The organism is Rhodobacter sp. NSM, from assembly GCF_052244495.1.
In the GTDB taxonomy this organism is placed as follows: Bacteria; Pseudomonadota; Alphaproteobacteria; order Rhodobacterales; family Rhodobacteraceae; genus Cereibacter_A.
This window is the reverse complement of record NZ_JBQPXH010000005.1, coordinates 294285-311151: the sequence shown is the minus strand read 5'-3', so window position 1 is coordinate 311151 and position 16867 is coordinate 294285. Positions and strand designations below refer to the sequence as shown.

General features: G+C 69.1%; 11 protein-coding genes and 6 pseudogenes. 16 read left to right on the top strand and 1 reads right to left on the bottom strand.

What is annotated here, in order from left to right:
- Positions 1-3 precede the first annotated feature (3 nt).
- From ACTVZP_RS13055 to ACTVZP_RS13000, 12 genes and pseudogenes are all read left to right on the top strand, one after another.
- Positions 4-1134 (top strand): PP2C family protein-serine/threonine phosphatase, encoded by a 1131-nt coding sequence (locus ACTVZP_RS13055; RefSeq protein WP_443212581.1) that lies wholly within the window; start codon positions 4-6, stop codon positions 1132-1134.
- Entirely contained in the window at positions 1131-2249 is a 1119-nt protein-coding gene (locus ACTVZP_RS13050; protein ID WP_443212580.1) for a serine/threonine protein kinase, read from the top strand. Before ACTVZP_RS13055 ends, ACTVZP_RS13050 begins: the two co-directional genes overlap by 4 nt.
- Entirely contained in the window at positions 2246-3457 is a 1212-nt protein-coding gene (locus ACTVZP_RS13045) for a trypsin-like peptidase domain-containing protein (protein ID WP_443212579.1), read from the top strand. Before ACTVZP_RS13050 ends, ACTVZP_RS13045 begins: the two co-directional genes overlap by 4 nt.
- Complete coding sequence (locus ACTVZP_RS13040; RefSeq protein WP_443212578.1) at positions 3454-4173, top strand: ATP-binding cassette domain-containing protein; 720 nt, start codon at positions 3454-3456, stop codon at positions 4171-4173. Before ACTVZP_RS13045 ends, ACTVZP_RS13040 begins: the two co-directional genes overlap by 4 nt.
- Positions 4173-5363 carry an ABC transporter gene (locus tag ACTVZP_RS13035; protein ID WP_443212576.1) on the top strand — a complete coding sequence of 397 codons (1191 nt, stop codon included), beginning with the start codon at positions 4173-4175 and terminating at the stop codon, positions 5361-5363. The genes ACTVZP_RS13040 and ACTVZP_RS13035 overlap by 1 nt, the downstream gene beginning before the upstream one ends.
- A complete protein-coding gene (locus ACTVZP_RS13030) occupies positions 5356-6972 on the top strand; it encodes a formylglycine-generating enzyme family protein (RefSeq protein WP_443212574.1) in 1617 nt (538 codons plus the stop codon). The genes ACTVZP_RS13035 and ACTVZP_RS13030 overlap by 8 nt, the downstream gene beginning before the upstream one ends.
- Before the next feature lie 18 nt (positions 6973-6990).
- Entirely contained in the window at positions 6991-7251 is a 261-nt protein-coding gene (locus ACTVZP_RS13025) for a hypothetical protein (RefSeq protein WP_443212573.1), read from the top strand.
- A gap of 16 nt (positions 7252-7267) precedes the next feature.
- On the top strand, positions 7268-8542 hold the full coding sequence (locus tag ACTVZP_RS13020; RefSeq protein ID WP_443212572.1) for a serine/threonine-protein kinase: 1275 nt from the start codon (positions 7268-7270) through the stop codon (positions 8540-8542).
- Positions 8543-8544: 2 nt separating this feature from the next.
- Positions 8545-10434: a vWA domain-containing protein gene (locus ACTVZP_RS13015; RefSeq protein WP_443212571.1), complete on the top strand. Its 1890-nt coding sequence runs from the start codon at positions 8545-8547 to the stop codon at positions 10432-10434.
- Between the two features lie 85 nt (positions 10435-10519).
- Positions 10520-10635: pseudogene (locus ACTVZP_RS13010) on the top strand (IS3 family transposase); the annotation flags it as partial.
- 97 nt (positions 10636-10732) lie between these two features.
- Positions 10733-11099 (top strand): annotated as a pseudogene (locus ACTVZP_RS13005) (integrase core domain-containing protein); the annotation flags it as partial.
- A 218-nt stretch (positions 11100-11317) separates the two neighbouring features.
- Positions 11318-11686: pseudogene (locus tag ACTVZP_RS13000) on the top strand (transposase); the annotation flags it as partial.
- A gap of 391 nt (positions 11687-12077) precedes the next feature.
- On the opposite strand, the pseudogene ACTVZP_RS12995 reads toward ACTVZP_RS13000, so the two are convergent.
- Positions 12078-12560: pseudogene (locus ACTVZP_RS12995) on the bottom strand (IS110 family transposase); the annotation flags it as partial.
- A gap of 177 nt (positions 12561-12737) precedes the next feature.
- Here ACTVZP_RS12995 and ACTVZP_RS12990 point away from each other — a divergent pair.
- The 4 genes and pseudogenes from ACTVZP_RS12990 to ACTVZP_RS12975 form a co-directional block, all read left to right on the top strand.
- Positions 12738-13091, top strand: a pseudogene (locus ACTVZP_RS12990) (IS5 family transposase); the annotation flags it as partial.
- Positions 13092-13116: 25 nt separating this feature from the next.
- A pseudogene (locus tag ACTVZP_RS12985) lies at positions 13117-13239 on the top strand (IS5/IS1182 family transposase); the annotation flags it as partial.
- Positions 13240-13839: 600 nt separating this feature from the next.
- Positions 13840-14301, top strand: coding sequence for a nucleoside hydrolase-like domain-containing protein (locus ACTVZP_RS12980; RefSeq protein WP_443212570.1), 462 nt, complete (start codon positions 13840-13842; stop codon positions 14299-14301).
- A 71-nt stretch (positions 14302-14372) separates the two neighbouring features.
- The gene (locus ACTVZP_RS12975; protein ID WP_443212569.1) at positions 14373-16733 is read left to right on the top strand and encodes a nucleoside hydrolase-like domain-containing protein; all 2361 of its coding nucleotides are present in this window, start codon (positions 14373-14375) and stop codon (positions 16731-16733) included.
- Positions 16734-16867 lie beyond the last annotated feature (134 nt).

Below are 16867 nucleotides of genomic sequence, written 5' to 3'. Positions count from 1 at the left end.
ACGATGGCACAGGTCCACGGCCAGCAGATCCTCGGGCGCAGGGAAACGCAGGAGGATGCGTTCGACATCATCCTCCAGAGCGAGACGGACCCGCGGTCGGACGTCCTGATGCTGCTGGCGGACGGGATGGGCGGGCATGCGGGGGGCGAGGTGGCGAGCGGCCTCGCGCTGCGCGCCTTCGCCCATCACTTCACGCAGGTCGCGCGCGCCCCGCGCCCCGCCGACCGGCTGCAGGAGGCGCTGGAGGCCGCCAACGAGGCGATCCGCGGCGCGCTGGCGCGCGACGCGAGCCTGAGGGGCATGGGCTGCACGTTGATCGCGGCGATCAAGCTGCCCGACCGGCTGGTCTGGGTCAGCGTCGGTGACAGCGCGATCTACCTGCTCCGGCGGGGGACGATCCGGCGGATCAATGCGGACCACTCGATCTTCGGCGAGCTGATGACGCTGGTCGAGGCGGGGCGGATGACGCGGGCCGAGGCGGCGAGCCATCCGCGCCGCAACGTGCTGCGCTCGGCGCTGACGGGGGGGCCGCTGACGCTGGTGGACCTGAACTCGGTTACGCTGGAGCCGGGCGACGTGGTGCTGATCGCCTCCGACGGGCTGGACGCGCTGTCGGAGGCGGAAGTGGTCGAGATCGTGGGCGAGCGGTTGCGGGCCGGGCCGCGCGCCGTGACCGAGGCATTGCTGGCTGCGGTCGAGCGCAAGGCGAACCCGTCGCAGGACAACACCTCGGTGATCCTCTACCGCCATGCGGGGCAGGGCGCGGCCTCGGCGCGGACGCTTCCGCGCAGGCTGGCGGCAACGGCAGGGGCGGGGGCTGTGCTCGCGCTGGCGGGACTGGCGGTCTATGCCGGGATGGGCGGCTTCTCCGACCCACCAGCCGCTCCGAAGCCCGAGCCGTCGCCGGGCGCTGCCGAGATGCGCGCCATTCCGGCCCCCGTCGAGGAGGCGCCCGCCGCGAAGCCCGAGGTCGCCGAGCCTCCGCCGCCAGAGGGTTCCGCCGCAAAGCCCGAGGCGCAGCCCGGACAGCCCTCCGCACCCGAGGCGAGCCCGGCGCCGGCACGGCGACCCGCCGCCCGCGAGGGGCGCCCGGTCAAGGACGACGCGCCGGCCAGAGCGGACGAGACATTATGACCGAGCCGCGCCTTCCCAACGGCACGCGCATCGCCGGTCATGTGATCGTGGACCAGATCGGCCGGGGCGGGTTCGGGATCACCTACCGGGCGAGCGTGCTCGAGACCGGCGCCATCGTGGCGCTGAAGGAGTACTTCCCCTGCGACATGGCCCACCGCGACGCGCAGGGCTTCGTCCGTCCGCTGCCCAAGGCCGAGCGGATGTACCAGGAGGGGCTGCGGGCCTTCATCACCGAGGCGAACATCCTGAAGGCGCTGCCGCAGCAGGCCGGGCTGGTGCGGGTGCGCGGCGCCTTCGAGAAGTTCGGCACCGCCTATTGCGCAATGGACTTCATCGAGGGCGAGCCGCTCAGCCGTCTCGTGCAGGCCACGATCCAGCGCACCGGCTTCATCGCCGAGGATCTGCTGCGCAGCTTCCTCGCCCCGATCTGCCTTGCGCTCGAGACGGTGCATTCCACGAACCTTGTCCACCGCGACGTGAAGCCCGCCAACATCATGATCTCGCGCCGCGACCAGCAGCCGATCCTGATCGATTTCGGCGCCGCGCGTCCCTCGGGGCAGCGCGGCTCGCTGGCGATGTTCACCCGCAGCTATGCCCCGGTCGAGCTGTTCCCCCGCGCGCAGGTGCGTTCGTCGCAGCCGCTGGAGGAGGGGCCGTGGAGCGACATCTATTCGCTGTCCGTCATGCTCTACGAAATGGCGACGCGGCAGCTGCCCCCCAACGCGCCCGACCGGGCGGCGGCGGTCGCCGCGGGCGGCCCCGACCCTTACGTGCCGCTGACGGCGCTTCTGGCGCAGCGGCGGCTGCGCGGCAGCTACTCGCCCGCCTTCGCCTCGGCCGTCGATGCCGGCTGCGCGCTCTGGCCCGAGGCGCGGCCGCGGACGGTGCGGCAGTTCGCCTACATGGCCGGCGTCGAGATGGGTTCTGCCCCGCCGCTGCCGCGCCGTACCGTCACGGGGGCCACGCCCTCGCCGTCCTCGGCGGTTCCGCGGACCCAGCGACGCCCCGTGAACCGCCAGTCCATCGCCATGGTGCTCCTGATGCTGCTGATCGCGGGGGCGGCGGTGGCCTATGGCGTCGTCTCGCGCCAGCCCGACTGGGTGGCCTACCGATGATGAGACTTCTGGGCGCGCTTGTCGGACTGCTCTGGGCCGCGGCCGCCGCGGCACAGGATTTCACCGCCGTCGCGCGGCTGACCGACGCCTCGGTGGGCCGGATCTTCGTCGACCATCCCCGGGGAATGATGACCGGCGCCGGCATGGTCTTCGGCCAGAGCGCCGGCGGCGGGCTGCTCTACCTGACCAACTTCCACGTCGTCGAGGACGGCGGCGGAATCGCCGTCTTCTTCAAGAAGGGCGAGGCGATCTCGATCTACAGCGGGACGGTCCTTGCCGTGTCTCCGGAGAAGGACCTGGCGGCGCTGCGCCTCACGCCCGAAGAGATCGGCACGCCGCCGCCGCCGCCCTTGGCCATCGACACGCGACGGCTGGAGAAGGGCGAAGCCGTGGTGGCCATCGGCTATCCGGGCGCGGCCGACGCCACCATGGGCCGCGACATGAACATCGCCGCCTTCGAGACCACGTTGACCGGCGGCAGCGTCAGCCGCGTGCTGATGGGGTCGTGGCCGGGGCGCCAGCAGGCGGAACTGGAACTCGTCCAGCACACCGCACCCATCAGCCCCGGCAATTCGGGCGGTCCGCTGCTCGACCAGTGCGGGCGGGTGATCGGGGTGAACACGATGGGCGCTACGGATGTGGCGGGGATCTATCTCGCCTCTTCGGCCAGCACCATTGCGGAGTTCCTGGCCGAGGCCGGGCTTCCGGTGCAGACGGCGAGAGGCGGGTGCGGCGGGACGCCGGCCGCGGCGCCACCCGCCGCCACGGCGGAGGCGGAGGGCGGGGTGCCGCTCTGGATGATCCTCGGCGGAACGGGCGCCTCGCTGGCGCTGATCCTGGGCGCCATGGCGGTCGCGGCCGGCAGCCGAGGCAGCGAGCCCACGGCGCCCCGGGTCGCGCTGACGCTGACCATCAGCGCGGGCGGATCGCGCCAGCGGCGCGGCATCGGACGGGCGAGCCTGCAGCGCGGCGTCATCATCGGACGCGGCGGCGCGGCCGAGGTGGCGATCGACAGCCCGCGGATCAGCCGCGAGCATCTGCGGCTGACGCTCGAGGGGCGGCGGCTGATGGCAACGGACCTCGGCTCGACCAACGGGACGGTGGTGGATGGCAAGCCGCTGCCGCCGAACCAGCCGCGGCAGGTGGGCGAGGCCACGGTTCTGGTGCTGGGCGGCGAGGTCGAGATCCGGCTGAGGGCGGGGTCATGAAAGATCTGGCGCCCCCCGACGTGGCGGCATCGGACGCGGTTGCCGACATCCGCGATCTTTCGGTCCGGCTGGGAGAGCGGTTCGAGGTGACGATCGAGCGGCTCTCGGTCGCCCCCGGCGAGGTTCTGGTGCTGGATGCGCCCAGCGGCAGCGGCAAGAGCACGGTGCTCGGGCTGGTTGCGGGGGCGGTTGCGCCTCAGGCGCGGCCGGTGCGGCATCGGGTGGCGGGGCACGATCTGGCTCTGGCGCCGCGCCCGCCAGGGCCTGCGGCGATGGGCTTCGTGCTTCAGACACATGCGCTGGTGCCCTATCTGACCATGGGCGACAACATCGGCCTGCCTTCACGGATCGCGCGGCTGCGGGTGGCGCCCGATTGGGCGAGGGAGGTGGTGGGCTCGCTCGGCCTTGCCGATCTGCTCGACCGTTTTCCGGCGCAGCTTTCGGTGGGCCAGCGCCAGCGCGCGGCCGTGGCGCGGGCGATGCTCGCGCGGCCGCGGCTGCTGCTGCTGGACGAGCCGGTCTCGGCGCTCGACCCCGCAAATGTCCGCGCGGTGGAGGACCTGATCCTGCTGCTTGCCGGGGAGGCGGACTCGGCCGTGCTGCTCGCGGGTCACCAGATCGCGGGAAGTGCCTTCGCCGCCTGCCGTCGCGTTCGTCATCGGGTGGAGGTTTCGGGTGCGCTGACGCGCTCGGTCTTCCGGGTGGAGGCTGTCTGATGCCGCTGCCCCTCGTTCTGGCGCTGCGCGAGCTGCGGCACGACTGGATCTCGGCGCTCTGCTTCGTGGCGGCGCTGGTGGGCGTGCTGGCGCCCATGCTGATCCTGCTAGCGCTGAAGACTGGCGCGCTCGACTCGATGGTCGATCGGCTGGTCGAGGACCCGGCGAACCGCGAACTGCTGGCGGTGGGCGCCGGTGCGCATGACGAGGCCTTCTTCCGCTGGCTGGAGGCGCGGCCCGAGGTCGGTTTCGTGGTCCCCGCCACGCGCAGCATCAACGCGCTTGCGGATGCCGTGGTGGCCGCCTCCTCCCGCCGCGTGGTGGTGCGGGAGGTGCCGCTGGTGGTTTCGGCCGCGGGCGATCCGCTGCTTGCGGGGGAGGTCGGGCCGGGCCGGGTCTGGCTGAGCGCGCCGCTTGCGAAGTCGCTGGGGGTCGAGCCCGGCGGGGAGCTTGCGATGGTGATCGGGCGGCGCATCGACGGCCTCGAGCAGACGGCGCGGCGGAGCATCGAGGTGGCGGGCGTCGTTCCGCCCGAGCGCTACGGCCGCCCGGCGCTGTTCCTGTCGCTGCCGGACATGCTGGCGATCGAGCGGTTCCGCGACGATCCCAGCGTCACGCCGGAGCACTGGCTGGAGATCGCTGCGCCGCCTGCGGCCTTTGCCAGCTTCCGCCTCTATGCGCGGACGCTCGCGGATCTCGGCCCGCTCTCGGCGGCGCTGGAGGGGCGTGGCGTCGCGGTGCGCCCGCGGACGGAGAATGCGGCGCTGCTGCTGCAGCTGCGGCGGGGCGCGGATCGGCTGTATCTCGCGGTCGCCGCGCTGGCCGCCGTTGGGTTCTGGGCCGCGATGAGCGCCAATCTCCGCGGCATGGTGGAGCGGCGGCGGCTGGCCTTCAGCCTGCTGCGGATGCTGGGCCTGACGCCCACGCAGCGCGCAACGGTTCCGCTGATCCAGAGCCTCGTGCTGATCGGGGCGGGGCTCGGGCTCTCGCTCGCCCTCGTTCTGCCGGCGCTGGCGCTGATCAACACGAGCTTTCCCTCCGTGGCTGAAGGGGCGGCGCTCGCGCGGCTCAGGCCGGACCAGCTGGGCGGCGCGGCCGCGCTTGCCTGTGTGACGGCGCTGACAGCCGCGCTCTGGGCCATGGCGGCTGTGCTGCGGATCCCGAGCGAGGAGGTGTTGCGTCATGGCTAGGACATGGGGTCTTGCGCTGGCGATCCTGCTGGCCGCGCCGCCCGTCGCGGCGGCCGAGATCACGGTGGACGAGAAATACTGGAACCCGCAGTCGGCCGAGGGCGACCTCGTGCTGCCGATGCCCTGCGGCGGCGCGATGGCGTTTCGCCCGGTGGCGACGCCCAATGCCGACGGTGCGGTGGGCGACGTTCCGGTCATCCTCGGTCGCGAGGACGAGGACCAGCCCTATCTGGACGGCACGCGGCGCTCCTATGTCTCGGGAGGGTTTCCCGGGACGGGCGAGGCGCAAGCCAAAGCCATGTTCTACATGGCGAAATACGAGATCGCCGAGGCGCAGTACCGTGCGGTGACGGAAGGCTGCCCGAAGAAGGAGCCGCGCCGACGCGACTTCCTGCCGCTGACGGGGGTGACAAAGACAGAGCTGGACGCCTTCGCGCAGGCCTGGACGGTCTGGCTGATGCGGAACGCGCCGGAAAGCCTCGCCCTCGCCGGTGCGGCGCCGGCCTATCTGCGGCTTCCGACCGAGGAGGAGTGGGAGTTCGCCGCGCGGGGCGGCCTTGCCGTCGATCCGGCGCTGTTCCGCGGCGCGCTGCCGCCGATCCCGCCCGGCCACTCCGCGTCCGAATATATCGGGCATGGCGGGAACGACAGCGCGGGGGGCAAGGTGCAGGCGATCGGAACGCTGGCGCCGAACCCGCTCGGGCTGCACGACATGCTGGGCAACGTCTCGGAATATGTGCTGCCCCCCTTCGCGATGGTGCGCCACGGGCGACTGCACGGGCAGGCCGGCGGCCACGTCAAGCGCGGCGGCGACGCGCGCACGCCGCTCGACCAGATCACCAGCGCGACCCGGTTCGAGGTGCCGCCCTTCGACGCGCATTCGAAGGATGTGACGCGCGAGGCTTTCACCGGGGGGCGGCTCGTGCTCTCCACGCTCTCGATCACCTCGGCCGAGCAGGCGAAGGCGGTGGCGGCGGCGCTCGAGACCCTGTCGCGGGCCGACCCTGCGCTGGATGCGGCGGCCTCGGAGGCCGAGGTTCTGGCGCTGCTCGACCGGCTTCAGCGCGAGGCCGGCGATGCCGCCGATCGCAGCCGCTTTGCCACCATCGCCCGGACGATCCGCGAAGCCCGCGCCGAGACGAATGCGCAGCGCGACCGGACTATCCGCATGATCCTCGGCTCGTCGGTGCTGACCTGCGACCAGATCGTGCAGCGCTACCTGAACGCGCTCGCCATCGCGGCGCTGGTGCCGAGCTATGACGGGCTGGCCGCCGAGGCCGAGGCGAGCGGCGACGCGTCGCTGGCGCAGGAAGTGGCCGAGGCCCGGGCCGAGGCCGAGACGAAGCTGCGCGAGATGGAGGAGGCGGTCGGTCGCGAAAGCGTCGACTACGCCAACCTGATCGAGGGGCTTTCGGCCGAATTCTCGCAGGAGCTGCTGGCGGCGCAGATCGCCGCTGTGCGGGACGAGCACGAGAGCCGCGGCCCTCGACGCGGCGCCTGCCTCGGCGCGGTGCAGGCCCATCTCGACCGGCGGGGCCAGAGCGGGATGAACGACCTCGCCGCCATCCGGTCCGACATGCAACAGATCGCGGCCACGCAGGCCCGCTAACCTGAAGGAGTATCGCTCATGCGGGATTTTCTGAACAAATCGCTCGCGGTCCTGATCTGGATCGCCACCGGCTTCAACGTGGCAATGTCCTGTTATCAGGGAGCAATGATCATCCGGCAGGCACCCCCTGACGAGTCCAACTCCTCCGTGATCCTCTACGGCTTTCTCGTCATCCTGTTCGGCGTGACGCTGTCGCTGGTCTTCGCAGGCATCTGCTTCCAGATCATGGATATCCGCACCTTCACCAAGCATGTCGCGCTGAACCAGCGCCGGGTGTGACGGCGGGGTGACGGCGATGGCGAGCGAACTCCAGCCCGGCGACGTGATCCAGGACACCTACCGCGTCGAGGCGCGGCTGGGGCAGGGCGGCATGGGCACGACCTGGCGCGGGGTGAACCTGACGACGCAGGACGTGGTGGCGATCAAGGTGATGACGCCCGAGATCGCGTTGGTGCCCAAGGCGGTCGAACTGTTCCGCCGCGAGGCGCAGCTCTTGCGCAAGGTCCAGAGCGACGCGGTGATCCGCTACGAGACCACGCTCCAGGACCGCGAGGGGCGGCTTTACCTGATCATGGAGTTCGTCGACGGCCAGCCGCTGTCGCATTACCTCGAGCGCGGGGCGCGGCTCGCGCCCGGCGACGTGCTGCGGCTGGGGCGGCGGATGGCGGGGGCGCTGGCGGCGATCCACGCGCTCGGCATCGTCCACCGCGACGTGGCGCCCGACAACATCATGCTGCCCGACGGCGACATCGGCCATTGCAAGCTGATCGACTTCGGGCTCGCCTCGAACACCTCGGGGACCGAGGCCTCGATCATCGGGTCGAGCTATGCGGGGAAGTACTCCTACTCCTCGCCCGAGCAGTTCGGGCTGCACGGGGCGCGGGTGGGGCCGGCCTCCGACATCTACTCGCTGGGCCTCGTGCTGATGAAGGTCTGCGGGCTGAAGGTGCCGGGCGAGGGGATGGGCATGGCCGCGGTCGAGGTGCGGCGGGAGAACGTGACGATCCCGCGCGACGCGGGCCTGCCTCCGGCGCTGGCTCGGCTGCTCGAAGCGATGCTGCGCACCCGGCCCGACGAACGCCCCGCCGATCTGCAGAAGCTGTTCGCCGAGGCGGCGCCAGTGCTGGAACGGGCGGCGCCGGCCCGCGGGCCGCGCCGACTGGGTCTGGCGCTTGCGGCCGGTGCGGGCGTTCTGGCCGCCGCGGGGGCGGGGCTTTGGTTCGCTCTGCCCTATCTCGACGCGCCCGCCGGCAGCAGCGTGGCGAAGGTCGCCCGCGAGGTGCTGGCCGCGGAGGATCCGCTTGATGAAATCGAACGCCGCTTCGCCGCGGGCGATGTCGAGACGGCCTTCGCAAGCCTGATGGCGCTGGCGAACGACCAGGCAGGCCCACCCGAGACCCGAAGGGCCGCTTATCTCGCGCTCGGGCGGATGTACGATCCGGCCAGCTTCAAGGCCAGCCGCAGCCCGTTCAAGGCGCCCAATGCCTCCGCGGCGCGGCGGCACTATCAGGCCGCTGCGGAGCTCGGCTCGGCCGAGGCGCGGCAAGCCCTTGTCCTGCTGAGGGAATGACGATGCTGCGCCTGCTGGTCCTGGTTCTGAGCCTCGCCGCCACCGCCGTCTGTGCCGGGGATCGCCGCCCGCTGGTCATGGAGGGCAAGTCCGCCCTGCCGCAGCGCGTGCTGGTGCGCGAGGGGGGCGAGCGTCTGGAGGCGCCCGGCGGCCGGTCGCTGGGTCCGGTCGTGCCGCTGCAGCAGTTCTACGTCTACGCGCGGCAGGACGGCTGGGTCGAGGTCGGGCCGGGACAGGACGGGCGCGATCTGGGCTGGCTGCCGGCGCAGGCGGTGGCCGACTGGAACCAGAATATCGTGGCCACGCTGGAGGTGACGGCGGGGCTGGAGCGTACGCTGTTCTTTTCCGATTTCGACGCCGCCTATGAGGTGGTCGAGGCGGAGGACCCGGGCCGCGACGCGGCGGCGCTGCGCACCGAGGCCGAGGCGGCCGAGCAGAGCGGGGCACCTTCGGACCGCATCGTCGCGCTGGGGCCGCGCGAGGCGATCGACCAGCGGCATCGGCTGCACGTGCTGCCGATCCTCTCGGCCGAGGAGGCGCTGTTCGAAAGCGGCGCCTTCGTCAACCTGCTGAAGGTGGCGGTGGCGCGCACGCAGGCGCCGTCGGATGCCGCCCGACCGATCGGCCACCCGATGCGCGCGGGCATCGTCTTCGTCGTCGATACCACGCATTCCATGGCGCCCTACATCAGGGCCACCCGCGACGCGCTGCGCGAGGTCTATGGCGAGGTGGCGGCGGCGGGTCTGAGCGACCGGGTTTCCTTCGGTCTGGTGGGCTATCGCGACAGCCTGAAGGGTCAGCCTGCGCTGGATTACGCCGCGCGCACCTTCGTCACCCTTGAGGAGGGGCGGACGGCCGAGGGCTTCCTCGCCGGCATCGCGCAGATGACCGAGGCTGGGGCCTCGAGCCGGAACTTCCGCGAGGACAGCTATACGGGGATCGACCATGCGGTGACCTCGCTCGACTGGTCCGGGTATGACGTGCGCTTCCTGGTGCTGGTGACCGACGCCGGCCCCCGCGAGGCCACGGACGACCTGAGCGGGACCGGCCTCAGCGGACAGGCGCTGAACCGGCTGGTGCATGAGGATCTCGGCGGCTACATCGCCGTAATGCATCTGCTGACGCCGAAGGGCGGCGAGGTGGGCGATCATGACCGGGCGCAGCGGCTCTACAGCGAGCTGACGAGCTTTCCGAATCTTCCGCCGCTCTACTTCCCGGTAGCCCAGGGGCAGGCCTCGGCCTATGAGGCGGCGGCGCGGCGGCTCGGGCAGGTCGTGGTGAGCCAGATGTCTGCAGGGACTGCCCCGTCGGACGAAGGCGACGGGATCGCCGAGGCCATGGGGCAGGCGATGCAGACGCTGCATCTGGCCTGGCTGGGACGGCAGGAAGGGGCCCAGGCGCCTGACGTCTTCGAGGCGGTAATTGCCGACCGGGATTTCGCCCAGCCCGCGCTGCGGCCTGTGTCGATCCGGCTCCTGTTGTCGAAGGCGCAGCTGTCGGATCTGGCCGAGGCGCTGCAGATCATCGTCGAGAAGGCCGAGACAAATGTGCTCGACCCCAACCGCTTCTTCGAGCAGGTGCTGGGCGCCGCCGCCGACATGAGCCGCCGCCCGGAACGGGTGTCGCGGCGGCAGGACGAGACGCTCGCCGGTGCTGTTGCGGTTTCGGAACTGCTCGAAGGGCTGCCTTATCGCTCGCGGATCATGACGATCACCTCCGACGACTGGGTGAGGATGTCGATCTCGGAGCAGCAGGCTCTGGTGAACGACCTCTACGACAAGCTGGAGCGCTACCGGCGGTACAATGCGTCCTCGGACCTGTGGGTGAACTACCTGGGCCAGCCGGGTGCGGATGGCCTGCTTTATCCGATGCTGCTGGACGATCTGCCCTAGGATGCGGGAACTGCCTCCGGTCGGTCGGCCCCCGGAAAAGTTGTCCTGTCTGAGGTAGGCTTTCGGGCGCGATGGAGGACGCAGGATGGGACAGAAGAAGCACAAACCGGAGAAGATCGTGGCCTAGCTTCGGCAGGCCGACGTGCTGGTGCGCAAGGCCACTCGGTGGCTGAGGCGGTTCGGTTGATCGGCGTGACTGAGACCCGGTTATCGCCACACGCTGCGCTATCTGGGGGCTGCGCGCGTGGCCATAACCTCACGACAGCCCTTCTTCCCGACGTGCTACGGGCCGTAGTTAATCGCGACCGCTGTGCGGACATGGATCGCCGCGGTCAGCGCCCGATGCGCCTTCATCGAGCCGGGAAGCCCTTGGGACTGCTGAGGGCCGGAAAACGGTCTGGGGGACCGTCTTCCCGAGGCAGGGCTACTGCGAGAGCTTCAACTCGAAGCTCCGCGACGAGCTGTTGAACGGCTAGATCTGCTACAGCCTGGCCGAGGCCCGGATCGTGATTGAGGCCTAGCGCCAGCATTGCAACACAAGGCGCCCGCATTCATAGCACGGCTAGCGTCCCCCAGCACCAAGGGCAGTGCAGTGGCCGGCCTCGCCACCCGCACCTGCTACACCGGCCGCCCCGACCGTGGTGCTGAGGCCCGTCATGCACTGAGATTGAAACCGGACCACTCAATAGGGGCAGGCCAGACGTTCGCGTCTCTTGCGGCATAACTACTCCCGTGGAGGTCTGGTGTGCGGATAGAACCAACACCGTGCCGGTCTCAAGGCTTCCACGATATCGGGAATGAGAACAGCGTTTGGAGCCTAGGCTCCAGGCCCATTGACTTTGGACAGTTCGCGTGAGTCAGGCCTCGCAAGGAGACCTGACCGATGAGCAACCTTTTCTGGCTGACGGACGCCCAGGAGGGTCTGAAGCCGTTCGTCGGGACGACAGTCCACCGGACTGTCGTCTGATCCTCCTCTCTTCCCAAGGGCCATGGCAAGCCACGCGTCGACGACCGGCGCGTCCTGAGCGGCATTATCTTCATCAACCGCAATGGCTTGCGATGGTGCGATGCCCCCAGGGAATACGGTCCGGCCAAGACCCTGTAAAACCGCTGGAAGCGTTGGAGCGACAATGGTGTCTTCGCACGGATCATGATGGGTCTGGCGGCCGAGAGGGCCGAGCACAAGACCATCATGATCGACGCGACCTACGTGAAGGCGCATCGCACGGCGTCGAGCCTTGGGGTGAAACGTATGGTCCGCCCCGGTGCAAGCGCCGATTGGGCGACAGCATGATCAGTCTGCACAAACGTATCCGGCATGTCGGCGCCAGCGCCGCTGCCAAGATGGAGATCCGCGCGTCTCGATCCTCATAAAGGGGTCCGCCTCGGAGACCATTTTTGACCGGAGGCTTTCGAGACGCCGTTCAACTGTCAGGCCATCTTCCTCTCACCGCTCGCAGCTTGTCGTGTCCGTCCGAGGACTGGAGGGACGCACGTTTCGTCAGCCCACCGCCAACGGCACAGGGTCGTAGACTCGTTCGTGGCGCAAGAGCGCCCAGACGGTGCGGGCCATCTTGGCAGCAAGCGCGACGACGGCGACATTGGGATGAGAACGCGACAGCAGCCCGCGCAACCAGGCACTGCCCGCGCTCCAGCAGCAGGCTGCGGATCTGGTTGGTCAGGGAGGTTCGCTCCCCGACCAGACGATCGCGTACCTAGTGCAGCGTCTGAACGTCAAGCTGCTCCTCGCTCTTGAGTTCGACAACGCGCACGGTCGGACGGGCGGCCGCTTCCGCAATCGCCTCGGCGTCCCGGTCGTCGTTCGGCGGGCGAATGATCCACTGGATCATTCGCTTTCCCGTCTCACTCTGCGCCTTGACGTGGGGGCGAACATACTCCGGCGACATCAACCGGATCTCGTGCCCGAGCGCGGCCGGCGCACGACCCATGTGATGCGCCCCGCAGCACACTTCCATCGCCATGATGCACGGTGTCAGCCGCGCGGCGAAGGTGATGACCGCGTCACGACGCATCCGCCGTCTCACGGCGACCTTGCCGCTGGCATCCAGTCCAACCACGCTGCAGCTGTTCTTGCCCGGATCAATCCCCAGGATCACAATGCTCATGGCTCGCTCTCCTTCCTTCGTTGAAAACCGACATCCTACAGAGGGCGGCCGGAGGTGGCGGGCCATCCATAAAGCGGGGCGTGGACGCCAGATCGGGCGCAGTTCGAAGATCAGGAAACAGTCCGGGGACTGTTTCCCTGAGAACGGGGGACATGAACACCAAGCTGCGTGCCGAAGGGCCGGCCGATCGGGTGCTTCATGTCCGCGGGACAGGTCGGCAACTACACCTGTTCGGCGGCGCTGCTGGACAGCCTTCCAAAAGCAGACTGGCTTCTGGCGGACAGAGGTTACGATGCCGATTGGTTCCGAGACGTATTGAAAGGCAAGGGGATGAAGGTGTGCATCCCAGTCCGGAAGTCCCGCAAGAGGGCCGTGAGATACGACAAGCGGAAATACAAGCGCCGCAATCGCATCGAGATCGTGCTCGGTCGGCTGAAGGACTGGAGGCGTGTCGCCACCCGATACGACCGTTGCCCGCACACCTTCTTCTCCGCCATCGCACTCGCCGCAACCGTCATGTTCTGGCTGTGATCCAGAACGAGTCCTGAGCCTAACCAGGATGCGCTGCCTCAAGTCGTTCGGCGAGCGCATCGCCGCAAGAGACCCCTAGCGCCAGACCGCCGAAATCCACATCCGCATCGCCCTCACGAACCGCATCACAGCCCTTGGCACAGCCGAGAGTTCATCCGCGTCGCCTGAACCCCGAGGTGAAAGGGGTAGCCCGGCCTCAGGCTGCCTTTCTGCAGCAACGCTCGTGACGGAAACCACTTTCCAAGGGCAGACCACCGGATGGTCGATTCGGCCATCCGGCTTCCCCCAGACTGCTGAACATCGCTCGGGCTCGGTCCGGTCAGACTCGTGCCTGCAGCACCTCCCTCGCATCATGCGACGTCGCGGCCGACCCTTCCTTCATCCTTGGAAAGATATTCCGGTCGGATCGCCTCTGCCCTGTTCCGAATCGCCCGGCGGGGCTGTTGCATGCGCGATCTCGGCGGTTTGTTGCCGCCAAGGCACACAGGTGGGTGGCGCATGTTGTCTGATGCCGCCATTCTACTGCCCTACCTCTAAAGGATAATTCGCGCGGAGGCCTCGCAACCCTAGCGGGACCGTGTGTAGCCAGCGCAACCCAAGGTAGTTTTTTCTTGAGTCCGAGGGAACCACAGTATAGAGGGTCCTCGCTGGCTCTTGATGGCCTTTAGTTTGCGGGGGTTCTCCTTGCTCCAGGACGATCCGAGGCTCCTTCTTCAGGTCTAATGCCCCGCCCCAACCGATGAAATCCGTGCTTCGAAACCTCATGGCTGCCGGGTTAGATCCGCATCTCGCCCAGGCAATAAAGCATGCCAAAAGGCAAGCTGACGCTGAAACAATGAACAAGGACGATCTTTGTGGAAAGCAATGCCCAATGAACTTACCCAGAGTTTCTATCTCTTCTGATCGCAATATGGGTTGCGTGGAGAAGGATGATGCTCCGGCGTTGATCCGCGCCTTGTTTTACCGCGACAAGATGGACATCGTCGGAATATCCGCCACTGCCTCGAAGTGGGGTATTCAGGACGGTCGGGCTGGTGATGTCAGAGGCATAATCGACACCTGCGAGAGCGACCAGTCAAAGCTTCAGGCGAAAAGCGACAAGTTCAAGGACGCAGGCGAATTGCGCGATAATTCCTGGCAGGGCGCAACGTCAGTGGCGCCTAAAGCGGGATACTTAAAAGCGACCGTCGGCTCCCAGGCCATCATCTAAGAGGCACGCGCCGCCGCCTCTGCAAAGCCAGCAGTCTGATCCAGGCAACGACAACGGAGATACCACCCGCCATGCCACTGCCCAGAGTCTTCATATCGACCGACCTCAGGCTCGCCGCCGAGGAGAAGGACGACTCCCAGTCGCTCATCCATGCGCTGCTCTACCAAGACAAGATGAACATTGTCGGCATCGCCGCCACCGCGTCCAAGTGGAACGCCCAGGACGGCCTCGTGGGCGACATCGACCGCATCATCGACACCTATGGCCTCGACCACGCCAAGCTCGCCGCGCGCAGCGGCGACTTCAAGACCGCCGAACAGTTGAAAGCCGTCAGCTGGCAAGGCGCGCTCGACACGGCGCCGAGCCAGGGCTGGTCGAACCCCACCGACTCCTCCCGTGCCATTATTGTCGAGGCCAAGAAGGCCGCGGCCGCAGGGGAGGTGCTCAACGTGCTCACCTGGGGCGGCGAGACCGACCTCGCGCAGGCTCTCCACGACGACCCGTCCATCGCGCCGCACATCCGCTTCTTCAGCATCGACGACCAGGACGAGGCCGCCTACGCCTACATCAAGGCGAACTTCAAGGGCGCCTTCGACATGTGGGTGGACAACCTGTCGACCTTCAGGGGCACCTACGCCAGCCCGGCCGGGGGCGAATGGACGCAGGACATCATCAAGGGCTGGCACGAGGTGAACGCGCGCGGCCATGGCGCGCTCGGGGACCTCTTCGCGCAGCTTTCGGGCGACATCTTCAACGTCTCGGGCGTGAAGATGGGCGACAGCCCCACGGTGTTCCGCTTCCTCAACGGCGATCAGAACGACCCCACGAAGGAAAGCTGGGGCGGCGAGTTCGTCCAGCGGCCATCGGGCGGCCCGGGGCGCTACTACACCGACAACCCCGACGATGCGCTCGACTTCAACCGGCCCGACACCGACGGCGCCATGACGGTCTACGAGGACCGCGCGGCCTGGCTTGCGGACTTCGCCGCGCGCCTGGACTGGCTGACGGGCGACGCGCCCGAGCCCACACCCACGCCCACGCCTACACCCACGCCCGCCCCGCCGACAGCCGGCAACCTCCTGAGGGACGCGTCCTTCGAGGGGCCTTCCGTCGCGACCGGGCAATGGGCCGAGCTCGGCTCGACCGCCGGCTGGACGGCCATCGCGGGCGGGCGCATGGAGGTATGGGACGCCCACGGCGGCGTGACCGCCACGAACGGCTCGCAGTTCGTCGAGCTCGACTTCCACAGCGCGCGCGACGGCTTCTTTCAGGACGTCGATGCCGCCACGGGCGAGGCCTACACGCTGAGCTTCGACCTGCGCGCGCGCCCCGGCGTGCCCGTCTCGAGCCAGGGCGTCGAGGTGGTGTGGAACGACCGGGTCGTGGCCACGGCCACGCCCGGGACGGACTGGGGCACGTTCACGACCACCGTCACCGGCGCGGCCGGTACGGACCGGCTCATCATCCGCGAGGTGGCCTCCCAGGGCGGCGACGGCCTGGGCGCCCTCCTGGACGATTTCGTGCTCGTCCGATCCGGAGCCCCGACGGGCGGCACGGACCCCGATGTGGGCGACGCGCCCACGCCCACGCCTCCCACGCCCACGCCTCCCCCGCCGGCAGCCGGCAACCTGCTGAGGGATGGGTCCTTCGAGGGGCCCTCCGTCGCGACCGGGCAGTGGGCCCAGCTCGGCTCGACCGCCGGCTGGACGGCCATCGAGGGCGGGCGCATGGAGGTGTGGGACGCCCACCGCGGCGTGACCGCCACGGACGGCTCGCAGTTCGTCGAGCTCGACTTCCATAGCGCGCGCGACGGCTTCTTTCAGGACGTCGACGCCGCCACGGGCCAGGCCCACACGCTGAGCTTCGACCTGCGCGCGCGCCCCGGCGTGCCCGTATCGAGCCAGGGCGTCGAGGTGGTGTGGAACGACCGGGTCGTGGCCACGGCCACGCCCGGGACGGAGTGGGGCACGTTCACGACCACCGTCACCGGCGCGGCCGGCACGGACCGGCTCATCATCCGCGAGGTGGCCTCCCAGGGCGGCGACGGCCTTGGCGCCCTCCTGGACGACTTCGTTCTCGTCCGGTCCGGGGCCCCGACGGGCGGCACGGCCCCCGACACCGTGTCGGTCCGGGTGAGCGGCGACGCGTGGGAGGGCGACCCTGCGTTCGCGCTCCTCGTCAACGGCGTGATGGTCGCCCCGTCCACGATCGTCACGGCGGACCGCGCGGCGGGGGAGTGGCAGACGCTCACCTTCACGGGCGACTGGGACCTCGACGGCAGCGACCAGGTCGGCATCAGGTTCCTCGAGGACCGTTACGCAGGGCCCGGCCGTGACCGCAACCTGTACGTGGACGAGGTCAGACTGAACGGCGAGACCAACGGCGCGGACAGGACGTTCCTCCAGGTCGGCACCGGAACCTGGGATTTCTGACGCGCCGGGCACGGGCGGCAGTTTGGGGGGGGCGGCGGCCCGGTGCAGGCCCTCTCCCTGGGCCGGATCCGGCCGGCGGCCCGCCCACCCCGAATTCCACCGCCTGCCGCTGCCGGTCGGTGAGCTTGTCGGGC

What these genes read in the sequence shown, in the direction of transcription:
- ACTVZP_RS13015 (WP_443212571.1), top strand. Translation starts at nt 8,545, where the DNA reads ATGCTGCGCCTGCTGGTCCTGGTTCTGAGCCTCGCCGCCACCGCCGTC.
- ACTVZP_RS13045 (WP_443212579.1), top strand. Translation starts at nt 2,246, where the DNA reads ATGATGAGACTTCTGGGCGCGCTTGTCGGACTGCTCTGGGCCGCGGCC.
- ACTVZP_RS13030 (WP_443212574.1), top strand. Translation starts at nt 5,356, where the DNA reads ATGGCTAGGACATGGGGTCTTGCGCTGGCGATCCTGCTGGCCGCGCCG.
- ACTVZP_RS13020 (WP_443212572.1), top strand. Translation starts at nt 7,268, where the DNA reads ATGGCGAGCGAACTCCAGCCCGGCGACGTGATCCAGGACACCTACCGC.
- ACTVZP_RS13035 (WP_443212576.1), top strand. Translation starts at nt 4,173, where the DNA reads ATGCCGCTGCCCCTCGTTCTGGCGCTGCGCGAGCTGCGGCACGACTGG.
- ACTVZP_RS13050 (WP_443212580.1), top strand. Translation starts at nt 1,131, where the DNA reads ATGACCGAGCCGCGCCTTCCCAACGGCACGCGCATCGCCGGTCATGTG.
- ACTVZP_RS12975 (WP_443212569.1), top strand. Translation starts at nt 14,373, where the DNA reads ATGCCACTGCCCAGAGTCTTCATATCGACCGACCTCAGGCTCGCCGCC.
- ACTVZP_RS13055 (WP_443212581.1), top strand. Translation starts at nt 4, where the DNA reads ATGGCACAGGTCCACGGCCAGCAGATCCTCGGGCGCAGGGAAACGCAG.
- ACTVZP_RS13040 (WP_443212578.1), top strand. Translation starts at nt 3,454, where the DNA reads ATGAAAGATCTGGCGCCCCCCGACGTGGCGGCATCGGACGCGGTTGCC.
- ACTVZP_RS13025 (WP_443212573.1), top strand. Translation starts at nt 6,991, where the DNA reads ATGCGGGATTTTCTGAACAAATCGCTCGCGGTCCTGATCTGGATCGCC.